General features: G+C 44.4%; 17 protein-coding genes. 13 read left to right on the top strand and 4 right to left on the bottom strand.

Annotated features, from left to right (window positions below):
• Positions 1-356: 356 nt before the first annotated feature.
• Genes rppH through AB4503_RS20865 form a run of 5 tightly spaced genes read left to right on the top strand, consistent with a single transcriptional unit; the run spans position 357 to position 5,667 of the window.
• On the top strand, positions 357-875 hold the full coding sequence (gene rppH, locus AB4503_RS20885) for an RNA pyrophosphohydrolase (RefSeq protein ID WP_017059335.1): 519 nt from the start codon (positions 357-359) through the stop codon (positions 873-875).
• Positions 876-877: 2 nt separating this feature from the next.
• On the top strand, positions 878-3,127 hold the full coding sequence (ptsP, locus tag AB4503_RS20880) for a phosphoenolpyruvate--protein phosphotransferase (RefSeq protein WP_372115684.1): 2,250 nt from the start codon (positions 878-880) through the stop codon (positions 3,125-3,127).
• 8 nt (positions 3,128-3,135) lie between these two features.
• Complete coding sequence (locus AB4503_RS20875) at positions 3,136-3,927, top strand: sulfite exporter TauE/SafE family protein (RefSeq protein WP_017059337.1); 792 nt, start codon at positions 3,136-3,138, stop codon at positions 3,925-3,927.
• 57 nt (positions 3,928-3,984) lie between these two features.
• Positions 3,985-4,806, top strand: a complete 822-nt coding sequence (lgt, locus tag AB4503_RS20870; RefSeq protein ID WP_017059338.1) for a prolipoprotein diacylglyceryl transferase — start codon at positions 3,985-3,987, stop codon at positions 4,804-4,806.
• Between the two features lie 9 nt (positions 4,807-4,815).
• Positions 4,816-5,667 (top strand): thymidylate synthase, encoded by an 852-nt coding sequence (locus AB4503_RS20865; RefSeq protein WP_017059339.1) that lies wholly within the window; start codon positions 4,816-4,818, stop codon positions 5,665-5,667.
• A 259-nt stretch (positions 5,668-5,926) separates the two neighbouring features.
• On the opposite strand, the gene AB4503_RS20860 is transcribed toward AB4503_RS20865, so the two are convergent.
• The gene (locus AB4503_RS20860; protein WP_171732976.1) at positions 5,927-7,072 is read right to left on the bottom strand and encodes a Na/Pi symporter; all 1,146 of its coding nucleotides are present in this window, start codon (positions 7,070-7,072) and stop codon (positions 5,927-5,929) included.
• A 389-nt stretch (positions 7,073-7,461) separates the two neighbouring features.
• Here AB4503_RS20860 and nhaR point away from each other — a divergent pair, with 389 nt between their 5' ends.
• Both nhaR and AB4503_RS20850 read left to right on the top strand, forming a co-directional pair.
• Positions 7,462-8,352, top strand: a complete 891-nt coding sequence (gene nhaR, locus AB4503_RS20855; protein WP_017062869.1) for a transcriptional activator NhaR — start codon at positions 7,462-7,464, stop codon at positions 8,350-8,352.
• Between the two features lie 100 nt (positions 8,353-8,452).
• Positions 8,453-8,746, top strand: a complete 294-nt coding sequence (locus AB4503_RS20850; RefSeq protein WP_017062868.1) for a metalloregulator ArsR/SmtB family transcription factor — start codon at positions 8,453-8,455, stop codon at positions 8,744-8,746.
• A gap of 305 nt (positions 8,747-9,051) precedes the next feature.
• Here the strand turns inward: AB4503_RS20850 and rpsT are convergent, their stop codons facing one another.
• A complete protein-coding gene (gene rpsT, locus AB4503_RS20845) occupies positions 9,052-9,312 on the bottom strand; it encodes a 30S ribosomal protein S20 (protein WP_372115683.1) in 261 nt (86 codons plus the stop codon).
• A 251-nt stretch (positions 9,313-9,563) separates the two neighbouring features.
• Here rpsT and murJ point away from each other — a divergent pair, with 251 nt between their 5' ends.
• From murJ to ispH, 6 genes are all read left to right on the top strand, one after another.
• Entirely contained in the window at positions 9,564-11,126 is a 1,563-nt protein-coding gene (gene murJ, locus AB4503_RS20840; protein WP_032545655.1) for a murein biosynthesis integral membrane protein MurJ, read from the top strand.
• Between the two features lie 70 nt (positions 11,127-11,196).
• Positions 11,197-12,132: a bifunctional riboflavin kinase/FAD synthetase gene (gene ribF / locus AB4503_RS20835; RefSeq protein WP_372057779.1), complete on the top strand. Its 936-nt coding sequence runs from the start codon at positions 11,197-11,199 to the stop codon at positions 12,130-12,132.
• A gap of 63 nt (positions 12,133-12,195) precedes the next feature.
• The gene (gene ileS, locus AB4503_RS20830; protein WP_372115682.1) at positions 12,196-15,054 is read left to right on the top strand and encodes an isoleucine--tRNA ligase; all 2,859 of its coding nucleotides are present in this window, start codon (positions 12,196-12,198) and stop codon (positions 15,052-15,054) included.
• A gap of 157 nt (positions 15,055-15,211) precedes the next feature.
• Positions 15,212-15,712: a signal peptidase II gene (gene lspA, locus AB4503_RS20825; RefSeq protein WP_004739521.1), complete on the top strand. Its 501-nt coding sequence runs from the start codon at positions 15,212-15,214 to the stop codon at positions 15,710-15,712.
• A 149-nt stretch (positions 15,713-15,861) separates the two neighbouring features.
• Positions 15,862-16,293: an FKBP-type peptidyl-prolyl cis-trans isomerase gene (fkpB, locus tag AB4503_RS20820; protein ID WP_017059345.1), complete on the top strand. Its 432-nt coding sequence runs from the start codon at positions 15,862-15,864 to the stop codon at positions 16,291-16,293.
• Between the two features lie 156 nt (positions 16,294-16,449).
• Positions 16,450-17,406 carry a 4-hydroxy-3-methylbut-2-enyl diphosphate reductase gene (gene ispH, locus AB4503_RS20815; protein ID WP_029235087.1) on the top strand — a complete coding sequence of 319 codons (957 nt, stop codon included), beginning with the start codon at positions 16,450-16,452 and terminating at the stop codon, positions 17,404-17,406.
• A gap of 139 nt (positions 17,407-17,545) precedes the next feature.
• On the opposite strand, the gene btsR is transcribed toward ispH, so the two are convergent.
• Both btsR and AB4503_RS20805 read right to left on the bottom strand, forming a co-directional pair.
• On the bottom strand, positions 17,546-18,277 hold the full coding sequence (gene btsR, locus AB4503_RS20810; RefSeq protein WP_136973914.1) for a two-component system response regulator BtsR: 732 nt from the start codon (positions 18,275-18,277) through the stop codon (positions 17,546-17,548).
• A gap of 93 nt (positions 18,278-18,370) precedes the next feature.
• Entirely contained in the window at positions 18,371-20,041 is a 1,671-nt protein-coding gene (locus AB4503_RS20805) for a LytS/YhcK type 5TM receptor domain-containing protein (RefSeq protein ID WP_372115681.1), read from the bottom strand.
• Positions 20,042-20,156: the final 115 nt, after the last annotated feature.

The raw sequence follows: 20,156 nt of genomic DNA, 5'->3' as shown, positions 1-20,156 counted from the left end.
CAGGTTTCTGAAAGATCTTTTACATTTCTAATGTTTTTTAAAACTAGAATGTTGTTTTAATTTACTGATTTATATAATAATAAAATTATTTTGACTGATTTGTTGTTTTTGGTGTTGATGAATCTATGGATTAAAAAAAACGATTGCGGGTAATTCTTCACATAGTTATTCACAGAAAAGGTGAATAAATGTGGTCTATGTCTCACTATTGTGTGGGTAACTAGAATTTGAGCAAAACTTATCCATATTCCTAGTTATTATTCATAAATATAGCGCTTATCACGTCACTAAGTTTGCTCCGATTGGGGATATGTGGAAAAATCAGAGTAATTAAAAATTTAGATAGAGGTTGGCCAGTGATAGATGGCGATGGTTACCGATTAAATGTTGGTATTGTAATCTGTAACAACCATGGTCAGGTCTTCTGGGCTAAACGATACGGGCAACATTCATGGCAATTCCCTCAAGGGGGAATAGATGAAGGTGAGACTCCGGAACAGGCAATGTACCGCGAGTTGTATGAAGAGGTTGGCCTTACTAAAAAGGATGTAAAGATCGTCGCGACAAGTCGTCATTGGTTACGCTACAAGCTACCCAAACGACTGGTTCGGTGGGATTCTAAACCTGTCTGTATTGGACAAAAACAGAAGTGGTTCCTTTTGCGCTTAGATTGCGATGAATCGCATATCAATATGCAGCGTGGAAGTACACCTGAGTTTGATGGTTGGCGTTGGGTGAGTTACTGGTACCCAGTTCGACAAGTTGTTTCTTTCAAGCGAGATGTTTACCGTCGAGCGATGAAAGAGTTCGCATCTTTAGCAATGCCGTTTAAAGAGCGAAAAATAAAAGGAAAGCGCAAATTGCGTAGAGGTTAAGCATGCTCAGTCAACTAAGGGAAATAGTTGAACACGTATCAAGAGTTGAAGATGTGTCGACGGCTCTTGATATTTTGGTTAAAGAGACATGCAGTGCGATGCAGACGGAATGTTGCACCGTGTATTTGGCAAATAATGATATGCAGCGCCTTGAGTTGATGGCAACTCAAGGCCTGATCTTCAAAGGCAATAGCATTCACATTGGTTTTGACGAAGGTCTGGTTGGCCTTGTTAAAAGAAGTGCTGAACCTATCAACCTTGCACAAGCGTCTGCTCACCCTGCTTATAAGTTTTTTCCAGAGCTTGGAGAAAACGTCTATCACTCTTTTCTCGGTACTCCGATTATCCACCGCAAGCAAGTGCTCGGTGTATTGGTCATTCAACAGAAGACCCCACGTTTATTTAGTGAGATGGAAGAATCCTTCCTTGTAACGCTCTCTGCACAACTTGCCGTTATTGTGGCGCACGCCCAAACTCAAGGCCATTGGCTGTTAGAGCAACAGAAGCTACCGGCTACTAAAGGTATTGCAGCTTCATCGGGCGTGGCGATTGGTGACTTATGGTGGGACAACACTCAGCCTGAACTCACCGATGTTTATCCTGCTTCGACGCTCAATATAGAGAGAGAGCATGAGTTGTTGGCGGTAGCGGTTGAAAACGCCCTCAATGACTTTAAGCGCATGCGAAAGCGCTTAGATAGCGAAATCAATAAAGATGCGTTGGCGATCTTTGACCTGTTTACTCACTTACTCAACGATCCTATGCTGCGTAAGGATCTAAAAAGCCAAATCCAGAAAGGCGATAAAGCCGATTGGGCACTAAGACAGGTTGTAGAGAGTTATTCTAATCGCTTTGCTCGTATGTCGGACGTGTATCTTCGTGAGAGAGCACAAGACATCCGAGAGCTCGGACAAAGGCTGCTCTATTTCCTCCACAACTCTGAACATGAACTTCGCACGTTAGATAAGCCGATTATCCTAGTGGTTCGTGAGTTAACCGCTTCGGTATTAGCGTCTATTCCCAAAGAAAAGCTCTTAGCGGTGATTTCCTTGGAAGGGGCGGCGAACTCGCACGCAGCGATTTTATCTCGAGCGCTTGGCATACCTTCCGTCATGGGGGTAAACCTCAACCTAGCTCAAGCTAATGGCAAGCGAGCGATTGTTGATGGGTATAGCGGTGAGATCTTTATTGAGCCGACTAAAAGCCTGCTCAAAGAGTATCGAGGGCTGATTCTAGAAGAGAGTGAGCTCTCCTCTATGGTCAATCGCGAGCTGTACCTACCGGCAAAAACGCAAGACAACAAGCAAGTCGAGATTCTGCTTAATGCGGGTTTAAGTGCAGACACTAACATCGCTATCAACCAAGGCGTTGATGGCGTAGGGCTGTATCGAACTGAAATTTCTTTCTTGTTGCAGCAAAGATTCCCGTCAGAGGATGAACAATTCAAGCAGTATCGTTCTGTACTGGCAAGCTACCCAGAGAAACAAGTGGTGATGCGTACACTCGATATCGGTGGTGATAAGGCCTTACCGTATTTTCCTATCGAAGAGGACAATCCATTCCTTGGTTGGCGTGGTATTCGGTTTACGCTCGATCATCCTGACATCTTTATTATTCAGTTACGTGCCATGCTACGTGCGAGCTGTGAAAGCCATAACTTGAGTATTTTGCTGCCGATGATCTCTGGTGCACAGGAGTTGGATGACGCGCTACAGTTGATTGAACAAGCGTATGATGAAGTGCATGAGCTTGATAACCGAGTGCGTATGCCTCGCGTTGGTATCATGATTGAAGTGCCATCCATGCTGTACATACTGCCGCTGATTGCGCATAAGGTCGACTTTGTTTCCGTCGGTACCAACGACTTAACCCAATATTTATTAGCGGTTGATCGGAACAATTCACGAGTATCCGATGTCTATGAATCAATGCACCCTGCGGTGATCATGGCATTAAAACAAATTCATGATACTTGTAAGCAATATCAATTACCTGTTTGTATTTGTGGCGAGCTAGCCGGTGATCCTATGGGCGCGTTGTTACTGATTGGGTTGGGGTATGAGACGTTAAGTATGAATACCTCGAATGTCGCGAGGACTAAATATTTGATTCGCCAATCTAACTTGAGTGAATTACAGGATTTGGCAAATAGAGCGCTTTCAAAACCATATGGTAGTGACATCTATAGTATGATGCTGAACTATTTCGAAGAGCGTGAATTTACAGGCTTCATTCGAGCAGGTAAAAAATAGGATTTAACGTGTCATATGAACTGATAGGCTTGTTAGCAGGCCTTGGTGCTATTGTTGGTGTTTTAGCAGGCTTGCTAGGCATTGGTGGTGGTTTGCTGGTTGTTCCTGCCTTACTGTTTTTGCTTCCTAAAGCGGGTATCCCCCAAGAGTTTGCGATGCAAATGGCATTGGCTACTTCGCTATCAACCATCATCGTTACGTCGGGATCGTCTGCGATTAACCATCTAAAGTTGGGTAACGTAGAGATGTTTGTCGTTAAATGGTTGATGCCAGGTGTGGTGATAGGTGGCTTCCTCGGCTCTTTCGTGGCCGATGTAATTCCAGCTCAATACTTACCAAAAGTCTTTGGTGTGATTGTTTTGGTGTTGGCGTTGCAAATGCTATTGTCGATTCGCTCCAAGAGCCAAAAATCGATGCCGGGTTCAGCTAAAACCGTGTTGTGTGGCGGCGGGATTGGTTTGGTATCAAGCTTAGCGGGCATTGGCGGTGGGTCTTTATCGGTACCTTTCCTTAACCATCACGGTGTGGAAATGCGTAAAGCCGTCGGCTCATCTTCGGTATGCGGTTGTGTTATCGCGATTTCGGGAATGCTAGGTTTCATTTGGCATGGATCTTCTGTCGATGATCTTCCTGCGTATAGCTTGGGTTATGTTTATCTACCGGCTTTGATCGCGATATCTTGTACCTCAGTTTTGACCACTCGAGTGGGTGCGAAACTGGCCACTCAATTGCCAACCCCTGTGCTGAAGAAATTCTTTGCGGTATTTTTAATGTTTATAGCAGCCACAATGCTGCTGTAGTGTCTTTTCTGTTAGTCATTGAGCTAACCGTTAATCAATTTAGATAGAGAGCCAAGTATGTCTCAGGGTTTTATCGAATTCCCAAATATCGATCCTGTTCTTATTGAACTAGGACCAATCTCAGTTCGTTGGTACGGCCTAATGTACCTTGTCGGTTTTATGTTTGCTCTTTGGTTAGCAAATCGCCGAGCTGATCAACCGGGTAGTGGTTGGACTCGAGAGCAAGTATCAGACTTACTGTTTGCTGGCTTTCTAGGTGTGGTGTTGGGTGGTCGTATTGGCTACGTACTTTTCTACAACTTTGACCTTTTCCTAGCAGACCCACTGTACCTATTTAAGGTATGGACTGGCGGTATGTCTTTCCACGGTGGCTTGCTGGGTGTTATCACCGCAATGTTCTGGTATGCGAAAAAGAATGGTCGCACCTTCTTTGGCGTGGCAGACATGATTGCACCACTCGTCCCATTTGGTTTAGGTATGGGCCGTCTAGGTAACTTCATGAACAGCGAGCTTTGGGGCCGTGTGACTGATGTGCCATGGGCGATTGTGTTCCCTAACGGTGGTCCACTTCCTCGTCACCCATCTCAACTTTACGAGATGGCGCTTGAAGGTATCGTGCTGTTCTTCATCTTGAACTGGTTTATCAAAAAGCCGCGTCCTCTTGGTTCTGTATCAGGGTTATTCCTAGCTGGATATGGTACATTCCGCTTCTTAGTAGAATACGTACGTGAACCTGATGCTCACCTAGGTTTGTTCGGTGGATTTATCTCTATGGGACAAATTTTGTCACTGCCAATGGTTATCATCGGTGTGCTGATGATGGTGTGGGCATACAAGCGTGGTCACTACAAAGACGAATTACCACAACAAACGAAGTAAGGAATTGGTGTGAAACAGTATTTAGATCTCTGTCAGCGTATCGTTGATGACGGTACTTGGATTGAAAATGAACGCACGGGCAAGCGTTGCCTAACCGTGATCAATGCTGACCTTGAATATGATGTTGGTAATAACCAATTCCCACTGGTAACAACGCGTAAGAGTTTTTGGAAAGCCGCAGTTGCTGAGCTGCTTGGCTATATCCGTGGTTACGACAATGCTGAAGATTTTCGTAAGCTAGGGACTAAAACTTGGGATGCGAATTCTAACCTGAATGAAGCATGGCTGAATAACCCTTACCGCAAGGGTGAAGATGACATGGGCCGTGTTTATGGCGTTCAAGGACGTGCATGGGCAAAACCTGACGGCGGTCATATCGACCAACTGAAGAAGATTGTTGATGATCTAACTAACGGTATTGATGACCGCGGCGAGATCTTAAACTTCTACAACCCAGGTGAGTTCCACATGGGATGTTTGCGTCCGTGTATGTACAGCCATCACTTCTCACTACTTGGTGATACTCTGTACCTAAACAGCACTCAGCGCTCTTGCGATGTACCCCTTGGCCTGAACTTCAACATGGTTCAAGTGTATGTCTTCCTAGCTATCATGGCGCAAATCACGGGTAAGAAAGCTGGCGTGGCTTACCATAAGCTAGTAAATGCTCATATTTACGAAGATCAACTTGCACCTATGCGTGATATCCAGTTAAAGCGTGAGCCGTTAGCTGGCCCAACATTCCATATCAATCCTCAGATTAAGTCTCTAGAAGATTTGGAAACATGGGTAACGATGGATGACTTCTGGGTTGAAGGTTACGAATGCCACGAAGCGATTAAGTACCCATTCTCGGTTTAATCTCACTCGCTTTGTTTGATTGAAAGGCTGCCTCTGTGCAGCCTTTTTTGTATCTAAGTTACAGTGACGAGTAATCGAGATTCGAAGAGCAGAGAAATCATATGCTGTGTGATGCTTTATGTTACTCGTATACTCTCAACGCGCATTGGCTCTTTCTCTTCGATACTCGTTTACCCGAATCCCGTATCTGCTCTTAAAAAGAAAAAGCCCGCAACCTAGGAGGTAGCGGGCTTTGCTATAAGCGATGTTTATTTTGCTATTAAGCGGTAAGAGCTAACACGCTACCAGGCAGTACAAGGAATACCGCAACAAGGTAACCAGCCACTACAGATTTGTTCTTCACAGCCATGTCAGAAATAATATCAGCGGCTTTTACTGGTAGTTCACGTAGGAACGGAATACCAAAGATGAATACCGTTGCCATGATGTTGAACACCAAGTGTACTAGAGCAATCTGCAGTGCAAATACTGCGAACTCACCAGATACTGCTGTCGCGGCTAATAGAGCGGTAATACACGTACCGATGTTTGCACCCAGAGTGAATGGGTAAACGTCACGTACTTTAAGAACACCTGAACCTACTAGTGGAACCATCAAGCTTGTTGTCGTTGAAGAAGACTGAACAAGGATAGTAACGATAGAGCCAGAAGCGATACCGTGGATAGGACCACGACCAATTGCATTCTTTAGAATCTCACGAGCACGACCCACCATCAGGCTCTTCATTAGCTTACCCATTACCGTGATAGCTACGAAGATAGTCGCGATACCTAGAACGATAAGCATGATACCGCCAACAGTGTCGCCAAATGTCGATAGTGGCTCTTTAATCGCACTGACTACTGGTTTAGTGATTGGCTTGATGAAGTTAAGACCACCCATGCTCATATCACCTGTTGCTAGCATCGGTGATACTAACCAGTGAGAAATTTTCTCTAGAATTCCAAACGCCATCTCTAGTGGTAGGAAGATAGCAACGGCTAATAGGTTAAAGAAGTCGTGGATTGTCGCACTTGCGAATGCACGTTTGAACTCTTCTTTACAACGAACGTGACCAAGGCTAACTAGCGTATTGGTTACCGTAGTACCAATGTTAGCACCCATGATCATAGGAATTGCTAGCTCAACAGGTAAACCACCTGCCACAAGGCCAACGATAATTGAAGTAACTGTACTTGATGATTGAATAAGCGCTGTTGCTACTAAACCAATCATTAAGCCTGCAACTGGGTGTGAAGCAAATTCGAAAAGAACCTTTGCTTGCTCGCCTGTTGCCCATTTGAAGCCTGTACCAACCATTGAAACTGAAAGTAATAGTAGGTAAAGCATGAATGCCAAGTTAGCCCAGCGTAGCCAACGAGTAGTGCTCGAGATAGGCGCTGCTGCAGTAGTAGCTTGGTTCATAATGTTTTCTCCATTGGACCGTTTAAGTCTGTGTTTGGTCTGTTTGTTTAATCTGAGCGTGATGTTAGAGGGGAAATATTTCAGTAATATTACATTTTGGTTTAGGTGCGACTTTTTTGTGATGATTTACTCTTTAAATATTCCAATTGCTAATGTGGTTTTTTTAAGTTGTTGTTTTAAATTGTTTTTTAATGGAAATTCTATAGGTGATATAGATCTTAAAAGTTAGAAAAAAATTGAAAATAATCGATGAAATATTACATTATGAAATCAGACGCTTCGAAAAAATAAGTGGTAAATCTATGTTTGGTTAGGTTTTTCCGAGTTTGTTGAGTGGCGGTGTCATATTTGATATAAAAGGGTATCTACTCTTTTATTACGGCACATCTATGTCGCATCTCAACTACAACCATCTGTATTACTTCTGGATGGTTTGCAAGCAAGGCTCTGTTACTAAAGCTGCAGAAGCCCTATTCCTAACACCACAAACGGTAACGGGGCAGATAAAAGCCTTAGAAGAACGCATGGATGGCAAGTTGACCAAGCGTAATGGCCGAAGTGTTGAGCCTACAGAGCTTGGGCAACTGGTCTTTAAATATGCCGATCGTATGTTTGGCCTGAGTTACGAGATGCTGGACATCGTGAATTACAGCCAACACTCCAATATTCTGTTTGATGTTGGCGTCGCGGATGCGCTCTCTAAAAGACTCGTCAGTAAGATACTGATGTCGACCATCCCTCCAGATAACAGCATTCACTTGCGCTGTTTTGAATCGACCCATGAAATGCTACTTGAGCAACTCTCTCAACATAAGCTCGATATGATTTTGTCTGACTGTCCGGTGGACTCTAGTCAAAGCCCGGGCCTGTTCAGTAAAAAGCTGGGTGAGAGTGGAATGAGCTTTTTTAGTTCAGGTCAGGTTGAAGGGGTTAATTTCCCTGCTGTATTGGAGCAAAGAAAGCTTTTGATCCCTGGCAGCCGAACCTCAATGGGTCGTAAAGTGCTGCAATGGTTTGATAGACAAGGGCTTAAGCCAGATATTTTAGGTGAGTTTGATGATGCCGCATTGATGAAGGCTTTTGCTCGTTACCATCATGACGCAATATTTTTAGCACCGACGCTTTATATGTCTGAAGTGGAAGACGACACATCACTGCAACTATTAGGCGGTATTGAAGAGTTAAAAGAAGAGTACTACGTCATATTTGCTGAGAGGATGATCCAACATCCAGCAGTTAAAAACGTATGTGACGCAGATTTTAGCAAATTGTTCGAGTGAGATAGTTTGTTAATGAATTGATATCGATTATCATAACTCCGCAATATGCCGGAAATACTGATAGCCCGTAGTTGGCGAAAAGGTTGTAGGGAGCCAAACTATGAACTTAAAAGATATGGAGAAGAACTCAGCACAAGCTGTGATTCTACTCAAAGCCATGGCCAACGAGCGTCGCTTACAGATCTTATGCCTATTACATGGTACTGAACTGTCGGTTGGGGAGTTGTGCGGCAAGTTGGAACTGAGTCAGTCTGCTTTATCTCAACATCTTGCTTGGTTGAGAAGAGATGGTTTGGTCGAAACTCGCAAAGAAGCTCAAACTGTGTATTACACATTGAGTAGTGAAGAAGTAAAAGCGATGATTAACCTACTGCATGGTATTTACTGCAAGTAGCTTATTGCTGGTGGGAGGGGGATTTCTTATCAGCGATAGAATGACACAAGGAAGTGTTAGCATTTCACATTGAACGTTAGTGTTTACCTATCTATCTATCTATCTATCTATCTATCTACCTATCTACGTACCAATTTGCTTCTCTATTTATTTTTCTGATTGTTTGTTTTATCTATCTGCTTAAATTGTTTATCGGTCAGAAAAACGGCTGTTAGCACGTAAAATAAAAGCGTTACTCAAAATTTAGATATAAAAAAACCGGCCTAGGCCGGTTTTTTTCGTTTTGCGTTGTAATCAAATTTCTATTAAAGAGATTTGATTGCAGCAGCGAAACGAGACTTATGACGTGCAGCTTTATTCTTATGAATAAGGCCTTTAGTCGCCATACGGTCAAGAAGTGGTGTAACTTCTACAAGAGCAGCAGTTGCAGCTTCTTTATCACCAGCTGCGATAGCTGCGATAGTCTTTTTCATGTAAGTGCGCATCATAGAACGACGGCTAGCATTGTGCTGGCGACGTTTCTCAGCTTGGATAGCGCGCTTCTTAGCAGATTTACTGTTTGCCAAGGGTCTAACTCCCAAAAACTTAGTTCGGTGACAATTTAAGGGCGAGGACTATCCCTCATTAGCGCTTAATTGTCAAATGATTTGTGCAAAAACCAATCGTAGCCAAACAAACTTTGGTATGGAAAGGTCATCGCGGTTAAGATGGCGGGGATTCTAACAGCATTTTTAGACCAATGCTAATAAATATGCTTCTTAGGACAGGATAGTATTTATCCTCGCTTGAAAGTAATCAACCAGTGTCAGAGGTTTCTGTGAGTAAACGACTATTAAAGTCAGGCCTGATTGTCAGCGCAATGACTTTTGTTTCCCGTGTATTGGGGCTAGTACGTGATGTAGTAGTAGCAAATTTGATGGGGGCAGGAGCGAGTGCCGACGTATTTTTCTTCGCTAATAAAATTCCTAATTTCTTACGTCGACTTTTTGCAGAAGGTGCGTTTTCTCAAGCGTTTGTTCCTGTATTAACGGAATATCACGCCGCAGGTGATAAAGATAAGACACGAGATTTAATTGCTAAGGTGTCGGGGACGCTCGGGGTTTTAGTTTCTATTGTCACCGTCATCGGGGTATTGGGCTCTGGCGTGATCACCGCGATGTTTGGTGCGGGTTGGTTTATCGACTGGCTAAATGATGGCCCATCAGCACCCAAATTTGAGCTAGCGAGCTTTATGCTCAAGATTACCTTTCCTTATTTATGGTTTATCACCTTCGTCGCTTTATCTGGTGCCATTCTTAATACATTAGGTAAATTTGCGGTCTCTTCTTTTACTCCTGTGTTCTTGAACGTGATGATCATAGGCGCTGCATGGTTTATCTCACCTAATTTAGAACAACCAGAAATTGGTTTGGCTATTGGTGTGTTTCTTGGTGGCTTAGTCCAATTCCTTTTCCAAATGCCTTTCTTGATCAAAGCGGGTGTGTTGGTTAAGCCGAAGTGGGGATGGAGAGACCCGGGTGTGGTTAAGATCCGCACATTAATGATCCCTGCTCTGTTCGGTGTATCGGTCAGCCAAATCAACTTATTGTTTGATACCTTTATTGCCAGCTTCCTCGCAACAGGCTCTATCAGTTGGTTGTACTACTCAGACCGACTGCTTGAATTTCCTCTCGGTTTATTCGGTATCGCGATTGCGACTGTGATTCTTCCTGCTTTGTCTCGTAAACACGTAGATGCTCAAGGGGAAGGGTTCGCGCATACCATGGATTGGGGCGTGCGCATGGTGTTGCTGCTTGGTATTCCTGCGATGTTAGGTCTTATCGTTTTAGCTAAACCCATGTTGATGGTGCTATTTATGCGTGGTGAGTTCTCTCCACACGATGTACAGCAAGCATCGATGTCATTGGTAGCTTACGCATCAGGCTTGCTTAATTTCATGCTGATTAAAGTTTTAGCTCCGGGCTATTACTCTCGCCAAGATACCAAAACACCGGTTAAGTACGGCATTATCGCTATGGTGACCAATATGGTGTTTAACGCGATCTTTGCTTATTTTTATGGCTATGTGGGTTTGGCGATTGCGACGGCACTGTCTGCCTTTGTGAATATGGCCTTGTTATATCGAGGATTGCACCTTGCGGGTGTGTATCAATTAACTAAGACAACCTTGTTGTTCAGTGCCAAATTAATTATCTCAGGTGTGGTGATGGTAGCGGCTATTTTATGGCAGCTGGATAATATGCAACATTGGCTTGAATGGAGCTTTAGCCAGAGAGCGCTGACATTAACTGGCTTGATTGGACTTGGTGGCTTTGTTTATATTGTTTCGGTACTGATTTTAGGTATCCGAGTAAAACATTTAAAAGCAGCGACAGATTAATACTGATTAGTATATAATCCGTCGGTTTCACACAATAAATGATGCAAATAACAGGTTTTAGCTGATCATAATGGAACTGATCCGAGGTATACACAATATTAAAGCGCAGCATCATGGCTGTGTATTAACCATAGGTAACTTCGATGGTGTTCATTTAGGACATCAAGAGGTTTTGAGTCAGGTTTCTAAACAAGCTGCAGCATTAGGGCTACCTTCTGTTGTTATGACGTTTGAACCGCAGCCTATGGAGCTGTTTGCCCGAGATAGAGCGCCAGCACGTTTAACTCGTTTACGAGACAAATACGTGCAACTGAGTAAGCTAGATATCAGTCGCTTATTGTGTGTTAATTTTAATCAGTATTTTGCAAGTTTATCCGCGGAAGCATTCATTAAGGATCTTTTGGTTGATAAGCTTGGTGTGAAGTTCTTGGTGGTTGGTGACGATTTTTGCTTTGGTAAAGGTCGTACCGGTAATTTCGCTATGCTCAGAGAGGCGGGCGAGAAGTACGGTTTTGAGGTGGTCAGCACCCAAAGCTATTGCTTAAACCAATTACGAGTAAGCAGTACTGAGATACGAAATGCATTAGCGGTCGATGACTTGGCTGCAAGTGCTACCATGTTAGGACGTGATTACAGTATTAGTGGTCGAGTGTCCCATGGTCGAAAACTAGGGAGAACTATCGGTTTCCCTACCGCTAATATTCCATTAAAGCGTTGTGTTTCTCCTGTATCGGGAGTGTATGTTGTTGAAGCTTTGGATATCGACGGTGTTCCTGTCGGTGGCGTTGCTAATATTGGACAACGACCAACAGTTAATGGGGTAAGGCAGCAATTGGAAGTGCATTTTTTTGACTTTAAAGCCAATTTATATGGTAAACAGTTAGAAGTACGACTTTTGCACAAACTGCGCGACGAGATAAAATTTGAATCGTTCGACGCACTAAAGAATCAAATAGAATTGGATGCTGAAGCCGCAAGGGTGTGGCTGCTTCAGCTAAAGAATTAATCGGATGATTCCACCGATTAACATAATGTCTAACTTCGCCCAATATAACGGAATTAAGAATCGATGAGTGATTATAAAGATACCCTGAACTTACCAGAAACAGGGTTCCCAATGCGCGGCAATCTGGCAAATCGTGAGCCAGAAATGCTGAAGCGTTGGTACAAAGAAGATCTTTACGGCGAAATCCGTAAGGCAAAGAAAGGTAAAAAATCTTTCGTACTGCATGATGGCCCTCCATACGCGAACGGCGATATTCACATTGGCCACGCGCTGAATAAGATTCTTAAAGACATTATTATCAAATCTAAGACCCTTTCTGGTTTTGATGCACCGTACATCCCTGGTTGGGACTGTCACGGTCTTCCAATCGAGCTAATGGTTGAGAAGAAGAAAGGTAAGCCTGGTCAGAAGATTTCGGCGGCTGAATTCCGCGAAGAGTGTCGAAAGTACGCTGCGGGTCAAGTTGAAGGTCAGAAAGAGAGCTTCAAACGTCTTGGCATCATGGGCGAGTGGGACAAACCTTATCGCACTATGGATTTTGGCACAGAAGCGAACATCATTCGTTCTCTTGGCAAAATCGCAGACAAAGGTCACCTTCTTAAAGGTTTCAAACCCGTTCACTGGTGTACTGATTGTGGTTCTGCTCTGGCTGAAGCTGAAGTTGAATACAAAGATAAAGTTTCTCCATCTATCGATGTGAAATTTACAGCAGCTGACGAAGCGGCGCTTCTAGAGAAATTTACTCTAGCTGAAGGTCATGCGGGTCAAGGCGAAATTTCTATCGTTATCTGGACAACAACACCATGGACTCTGCCTGCTAACCGCGCAGTATGTCTACGTGATGATCTTGAATACGTGCTTATCCAAGTTGAAGCGAATGGCGACCAGCCTGCTCAACGTATCGTTGTTGCTTCTGAACTAGCAAAAGACGTAATGGATCGTGCAGGTATCGAGCACTTCCACAACCTTGGTTTTGCTACAGGTGCTGATCTTGAGCTTTCTCAGTTCAACCACCCGTTCTACGACTTTACTGTTCCTGCAGTTCTTGGCGATCACGTAACAACAGATTCAGGTACTGGTGTGGTTCACACTGCGCCTGGTCACGGTCAAGAAGATTTCGTGGTTGGTAAAAAGTACAACCTAGAAATCGCTAACCCAGTTGGTTCTAACGGCGTTTACCTGCCAGATACAGAGCTATTTGCTGGTCAGCACGTATTCAAAGCGAACGACTCTGTTTTAGAAGTTCTAAAAGAGAAAGGTGCACTTCTGCATCACCACGCTTACGAGCACAGCTACCCACACTGTTGGAGACACAAAACTCCAATCATCTTCCGCGCAACACCACAATGGTTCATCTCTATGGATCAAGCTGGCCTACGTGCTAAAGCACTAGAGTCAATCAAGAGTGTTGAGTGGTTGCCTGAATGGGGTCAAAGCCGTATCGAAGGCATGGTTGAAGGTCGTCCTGAGTGGTGTATCTCTCGTCAACGTACTTGGGGTGTGCCAATTGCTTTGTTTGTTCATAAAGAAACAGCAGAACTTCACCCAGAAAGCCCAGCGCTTATTGAAAAAGTTGCGAAGCTAGTTGAAGAGAAAGGCATTCAAGCTTGGTGGGATGTAGACGCTGCTGAACTTATGGGCGCAGAAGACGCTGATAAGTACGAAAAAGTAATGGATACGCTAGACGTATGGTTCGACTCAGGTGTTACGCACTTCTCTGTTGTTGATTCTCGTGAAGAGTACAACTTCCCGAACGAAGAGCGCACTCACAGTGCTGATCTTTACCTTGAAGGTTCAGACCAACACCGTGGCTGGTTCCAGTCTTCTCTAATTTCATCTATCGCGATGAAAGACGAAGCACCGTACAAGCAAGTACTAACGCACGGTTTCGTAGTGGATGGTAACGGCCGTAAGATGTCTAAATCTATCGGTAACGTTGTTGCTCCTAAAGACGTAACCAACAAGCTAGGTGCAGATATCCTGCGTCTATGGGTTGCTTCTACAGACTACACGGGTGAAGTTGCGGTTTCTGATGAAATCCTGAAGCGTTCAGCGGATGCTTACCGTCGTATTCGTAACACGGCTCGTTTCTTCCTAGCGAACTTGAACGGTTTCAACCCTGAAACTGACCTAGTTCCTGCTGAAGAGATGGTTGCACTTGATCGCTGGGCTGTTGGCCGTGCTCAAGCTGCACAAGAAGAGATCGTTAAAGCATACGGCGAGTACAACACTCACGGTGTAACTCAGCGTCTAATGCAGTTCTGTTCTATCGAAATGGGTTCTTTCTACCTAGACGTAATTAAAGACCGTCAGTACACAGCGAAGCAGGGCAGTCATGCTCAACGTAGCTGTCAGACTGCGCTTTACTATATCGTAGAAGCTCTAGTTCGTTGGATGGCACCTATCATGTCGTTCACTGCAGATGAAATCTGGAACGAGATGCCTGGTCAACGTGACAAGTTCGTATTCACTGGTGAGTGGTTCGAAGGTCTATTTGGTCTTGCTGAAGGCGAAGAGCTAAGCAACGAGTTCTGGGCTGAAATCCAAACCGTTCGTGGCGCAGTGAACAAGCTTCTTGAAGACGCTCGTAAAGAGAAAACAATCGGTGGTGCATTGCAAGCTGAAGTTACTCTATACGCTGACGACGCACTAGCGGCTAAGATCAACAAGCTAGAAGATGAGCTACGTTTCGTACTTATCACTTCTGCTGCGGTTGTTAAGCCACTGAGCGAGAAGTCTGATGCGGCTCAAGCGACAGACGTTGAAGGTCTATTCGTTGAAGTAGCGGCGACTGAAGCTGAGAAGTGTGACCGTTGCTGGCACCACACTCCAGATGTAGGCACTATCGAAGGTCACGAGAAAGTTTGTGGTCGTTGTGTGTCGAACATTGACGGTGAAGGCGAAGTGCGTAAATTCGCATAACGACTCAGAGAAAGACTGAACTTTTTGTAAAAATCATAGCCCCAGTATCAACTGGGGTTATTTTTAGTTATAGGAAATGTGTTTAACCAAGTTGGTAATCAAGGTCACGTAAGGTGACTAACAATGAATACCAACTTCGTAAATACTAGGAATAGAAATGAGTGAAGTTTCGTTAAAACAATCTGGTGTACGTTGGTTATGGCTGGCTCTATTGGTCTTCTTGGCTGATATCGGCATTAAACTCTTTGTCATGGACAATATGGGTTATGGTTGGGCAAACCGTATTGAGGTGCTGCCATTCTTTAACTTTTTGTACGTGCATAACTACGGTGCAGCGTTTAGCTTCTTGAGTGATCAAAGTGGTTGGCAGCGTTGGTTATTTACGGGTATCGCATTTGCGGTAACAGGTATGCTGACGTACTGGATGAGCAAACTACCAGCAACAGAGAAGTGGAATAACATTGCTTATGCGATCATCATTGGTGGTGCAGTAGGTAATGTGTTTGACCGAGTCGTACATGGCTTTGTTGTCGATTACTTAGACTTCTACTGGGGCACTTACCACTGGCCTGCATTTAACTTAGCGGATATGGGAATCTGTATCGGTGCTGCGATGATCATCTTAGATGGTTTCCGTAAGAAAGACGAAAGCAAATAGCTTGCTTCAAAGTCAGTCTATGACTCACAGAATAGAATAGCCCTAAGCGCTGTCGGTTGATTCCGACGGCGCTTTTTTTTATGCTTCAGTCAACAAGGAAGCAAAGCACAGCGCATCCTCAAATAATAAAGAAGTCTAAGGAAAGTAACGTGGCAGCAATTAAAAATGATTCAGCAGTAACTCTACATTTTACGATTAAAATGAAGGATGGTTCAGTTGCCGATAGTACGGAGAACATGGGCAAACCAGCGAAGTTCGTCATGGGTGATGGCAGCCTAAGTGAGAACTTTGAAGCGTGCTTACTTGGACTTGAAGCCGGCACTGAAAAGTCTATCGAACTGAAGGCGGAAGACGCGTTTGGTATGCCAAACCCAGATCATATTCACTATATGGATCGTGCTAAGTTTGTTGGCGACTCTGAAGTTGAAGTGGGCACTATCATGGCATTTTCAGGTCCTGACGGTATGGAAATTCCAGGTATTATTACTGAGATCGCAGGTGATTCAGTGACGGTTGATTTTAATCACCCACTCGCTGGTCAAGACGTTAGCTTTGACGTCAATATCTTAACGGTAGAATAACTCTCTTAACGTTAGAATTGCTGTCTTCACGCTAGAATAAGATAGCCTTACAGCTGTGATCTCACCCAGAGCTTCACTGTCTAGACGCTTCACTGTAGAATGCGAACCTCGCTGACGGCGAACTCTATAGAAGCAACCTTAGTACCGCGGTAAATGATGAGCAATGAAATGAAAATAATGTTAGCTAACCCTCGTGGCTTTTGTGCCGGTGTCGATCGTGCGATCAGCATCGTAGAGCGTGCACTCGAAATGTATCAGCCACCGATCTATGTTCGCCATGAAGTGGTACACAACCGCTTTGTTGTTGAGGGGCTCAAGCAGCGTGGTGCTATTTTTGTCGAAGAACTGAGTGAAGTGCCAGACGACAACATCGTGATCTTCTCGGCTCACGGTGTTTCTCAAGCGGTTCGTAAAGAAGCGAAAGAGCGTGAGTTAACGGTATTTGATGCGACGTGTCCTTTGGTGACTAAAGTTCATATGGAGGTTGCTCGTGCGAGCCGCAAACATATGGAAGTGGTACTGATTGGCCACGCAGGTCACCCTGAAGTGGAAGGCACTATGGGTCAGTACGCGAGCCAAACTGGTGGTATGTACTTGGTTGAAAGACCAGAGGACGTACAGAACCTAGTGGTGAATGATCCAAGTAACCTGCACTATGTTAGCCAAACTACGCTATCAGTAGATGAAACTGCAGATGTGATTGAAGAGCTACGTCGAGTGTTCCCTGAGATTCAAGGCCCACGTAAAGACGACATCTGTTACGCGACTCAAAACCGTCAAGACGCTGTGCGTGAGATGGCGAATGACGTTGATGTGGTGATAGTGGTTGGTTCTAAGAACTCATCGAATTCAACTCGTCTAAAAGAGTTAGCTGAGAAACTAGGCACACCAGGCTACCTAACTGACTGTCCTGAAGACATTCAAACCGAGTGGGTTGAAGGGAAAAAGAAAATCGGTGTAACAGCCGGTGCTTCTGCTCCTGAAGAGCTGGTAAACCAAATTCTAGATCGTATTCGTGAGCTAGGTGCGACTGACGTTGAAGAGATTCAAGGTCGTGAAGAGAACATGTTCTTTGAAGTACCAAAAGAGCTACAGATTAAGCAAGTCGACTAATCTCTATTGATTGGTGACAAGATCGATGCGTAACACTATCGATTTGCAAACACTATTGATTTGTAAACAGCAGGAAGCCAACGTTGATACGTTGGCTTTTTTGATCGTGCTTTGGAACAAGGCGTCTAATTCTAACGCGTTACTGGAGACCGAGTTGCTCTTTTAAAGTCTTTAAATAACGACGACTCACCGGGACTTCAAAGCCAGTTAGGGTAATGATCTCTGCTAATCCATTTTCTAGCAGTTTGATCTCTTGGATCGATTTTATGTTGATCAAATACTGTCGATGACAGCGGATCAAATCGGTCTTTTCTTCCAAGATCTTAAGCGTTAGTTGCGAGGTTGCCGTTTGTGATGAGCTACGAACGTGCACGCCGCTGATATCAGAATAAGCGCACTCGACCGTTTGGCTTGCCATGATCACAATGCGGTTATGACCAATGCACGGAATCTGCTCTAAGTGGCAAGGAGCAATCGCAGAGATGTCTTGCTCCGGTGTTTTCTGGTTTTGCTTGATGACTTTATTCAGGCGGCAAACACTCTTATTTAATCGACAAGGTTCAACGGGTTTGAGTAGGTAGTCAAAGGCATTGTCTTCAAAGGCTTGAATCGCATATTGATCGTAGGCGGTCACAAATACCACGTAGGGCATGGTTTCTGGGTCAAGCATGCTCAGCAATTCAATCCCAGTGACCTGAGGCATTTGAATGTCCAAATACACCACATCAGGCTTTAGAAGGTTGATCTGCTTAAGCCCTTCAATTGCGTTACTTGCTTGGCCAATGACTTCCACTTCTCCAGTTTCAGTCAGCAGCTCAATCAACTCTTCGCGAGCAAAAAGCTCATCATCGACAACTAGTGCTTTTAACATCCTACAATCTTCATCTTGTTACTATCCCTGCTTGTTTTCTATATATGTCTTTTAAATATGCTTACCGAGAAGCTATCACCTGCGAAAAGACCGTTATTTTAGTATAGGTATGATAAAGCTCATTCGAGTAAATTGCTGTGGTTGAGATTCTATTTTTAGTGCTGAGTCTTGTCCAAAGAAATTAGTGAGTCGTTTATCAACAATCTCCATACCTAATCCGACATGATCTTGAGATGGTTTCTGATAGTTGCCTGCATTGTCTTCGACGATCAGTTTGAATCCACCTTGGAAAGCCTCGCTGTAGATCTTCACTGTGCCGCCTTCTAGCATGTTTGAAATACCATGTTTGATGGCGTTTTCTACCAGCGGTTGCAGGGTAAAGCTCGGCAATTGAGATTCATATAACTGCGGGTCGATATCCCATTCCACTTCTAGTCGATCGGTAAAGCGTGCTTTCTCTATGGTCAGGTAAGCGTTGACGTGTGCCAGTTCGTCTTTGAGCTTCACGGTGTTGATGTTCTGCTTTAGGTTGCTTCTAAAGAAGTGAGACAGGTGTTGAATCAACTCTCGTGCTTTATCAGGGTCACGGCGTGTAACAGCACTAATGGTGTTGAGCGCATTGAACAAGAAGTGCGGGTTAACCTGAGCGTGCAACAGCTTGATCTCTGCTTGGGTGAGTAACGTTTGCTGCTGCTGATAGTTGCTGAACAGGATCTGGCTCGATAATAGTTGAGCGATACCTTCACCCATCGACATATTGATAGTTGAGAATAGTTTCAGCTTTGGCTCATAGAGCTTGATGGTGCCGACCACTTCGTTACCCGCGCGCAATGGAATAATCAACGCAGAACCCAATTTACAATCCTGCGACAAGGAGCATTGGTATGGGTTCTCTTTGCCATCAAGGTAGATGATGTCGTTCTGTTCCATCGAAGTGAGCGTGCTTTGCGATGAAATCGGGGTGTTCGGAATATGGTGTTCATCACCAATACCAACGAACGCGAGGATTTTCTCTCGGTCGGTAATCGCTACCGCCCCTACGTTGGTCTCTTCATAAACGATACGTACGATTTTTTGTGCGTTATCGGAATTGAACCCACCATGCAAAATACCCACCGAACGTTCGGCAATGGTCAGTGCGCGGCGTGAGAAGGTAGCCGAGTACTTTTCGAAGATGGTTTTTCTGTCTTGGATGATGCTCATGAACAGTGCTGCACCGACCGAGTTAGCGATGATCATTGGCGCCGCAATATCGGAGACCAGAGCATAGGATTGTTCGAAGGGTTTGGCGACTGCAAGCAGAATCAACATTTGAATAATTTCTGCAAATAGGGTGACAGAGAACACTACCAGCGGATTAAACAGCTGACTGGCTTTGTTCTTTCTGACTAAGTACACATGCAGCAGGCCACCAATCAAGCCTTCTGCTGTCGTTGAGATAGCACAAGCTAAGTCCGTAAATCCACCCAATGAATAGCGATGAATCCCGCCAGTAAAGCCGACCGCAAAGCCAACTACAGGACCACCAAACAAACCGCCCATTACCGCGCCCATCGCTCGCGTGTTGGCGATGGCATCATTGATTTGCAGTCCGAAATAGGTGCCCATAATACAGAATAGGGAGAACAGAACGTAGCAGCTGATCTTATGGCCTAAGCGTGAAGAGATGCTCAACAAAGGGAGAATCAGTGGGGTTTTACTCAGCATGTAAGCAATCACTAAGTAGACGCAGGTTTGTTGCAGCAGAGAGAGAATGAGTTCCATATTTTCACCTATTGAGACGCTTGTTAAGTGTAAAGCTCATTGCTTGGTAACGGTAGCTTTGCTTGTGTTTTAGTAGCCTATATTCGCTTCCCAGAGTCGAAAGCACTAACGCCTA

The sequence above is a fragment of the Vibrio sp. 10N.222.55.B11 genome (assembly GCF_041473705.1).
Classification (GTDB): domain Bacteria; phylum Pseudomonadota; class Gammaproteobacteria; order Enterobacterales; family Vibrionaceae; genus Vibrio; species Vibrio crassostreae_C.
The sequence above is the reverse complement of the archived record's forward strand: the minus strand, read 5'-3'. Positions and strand labels throughout refer to the sequence as shown.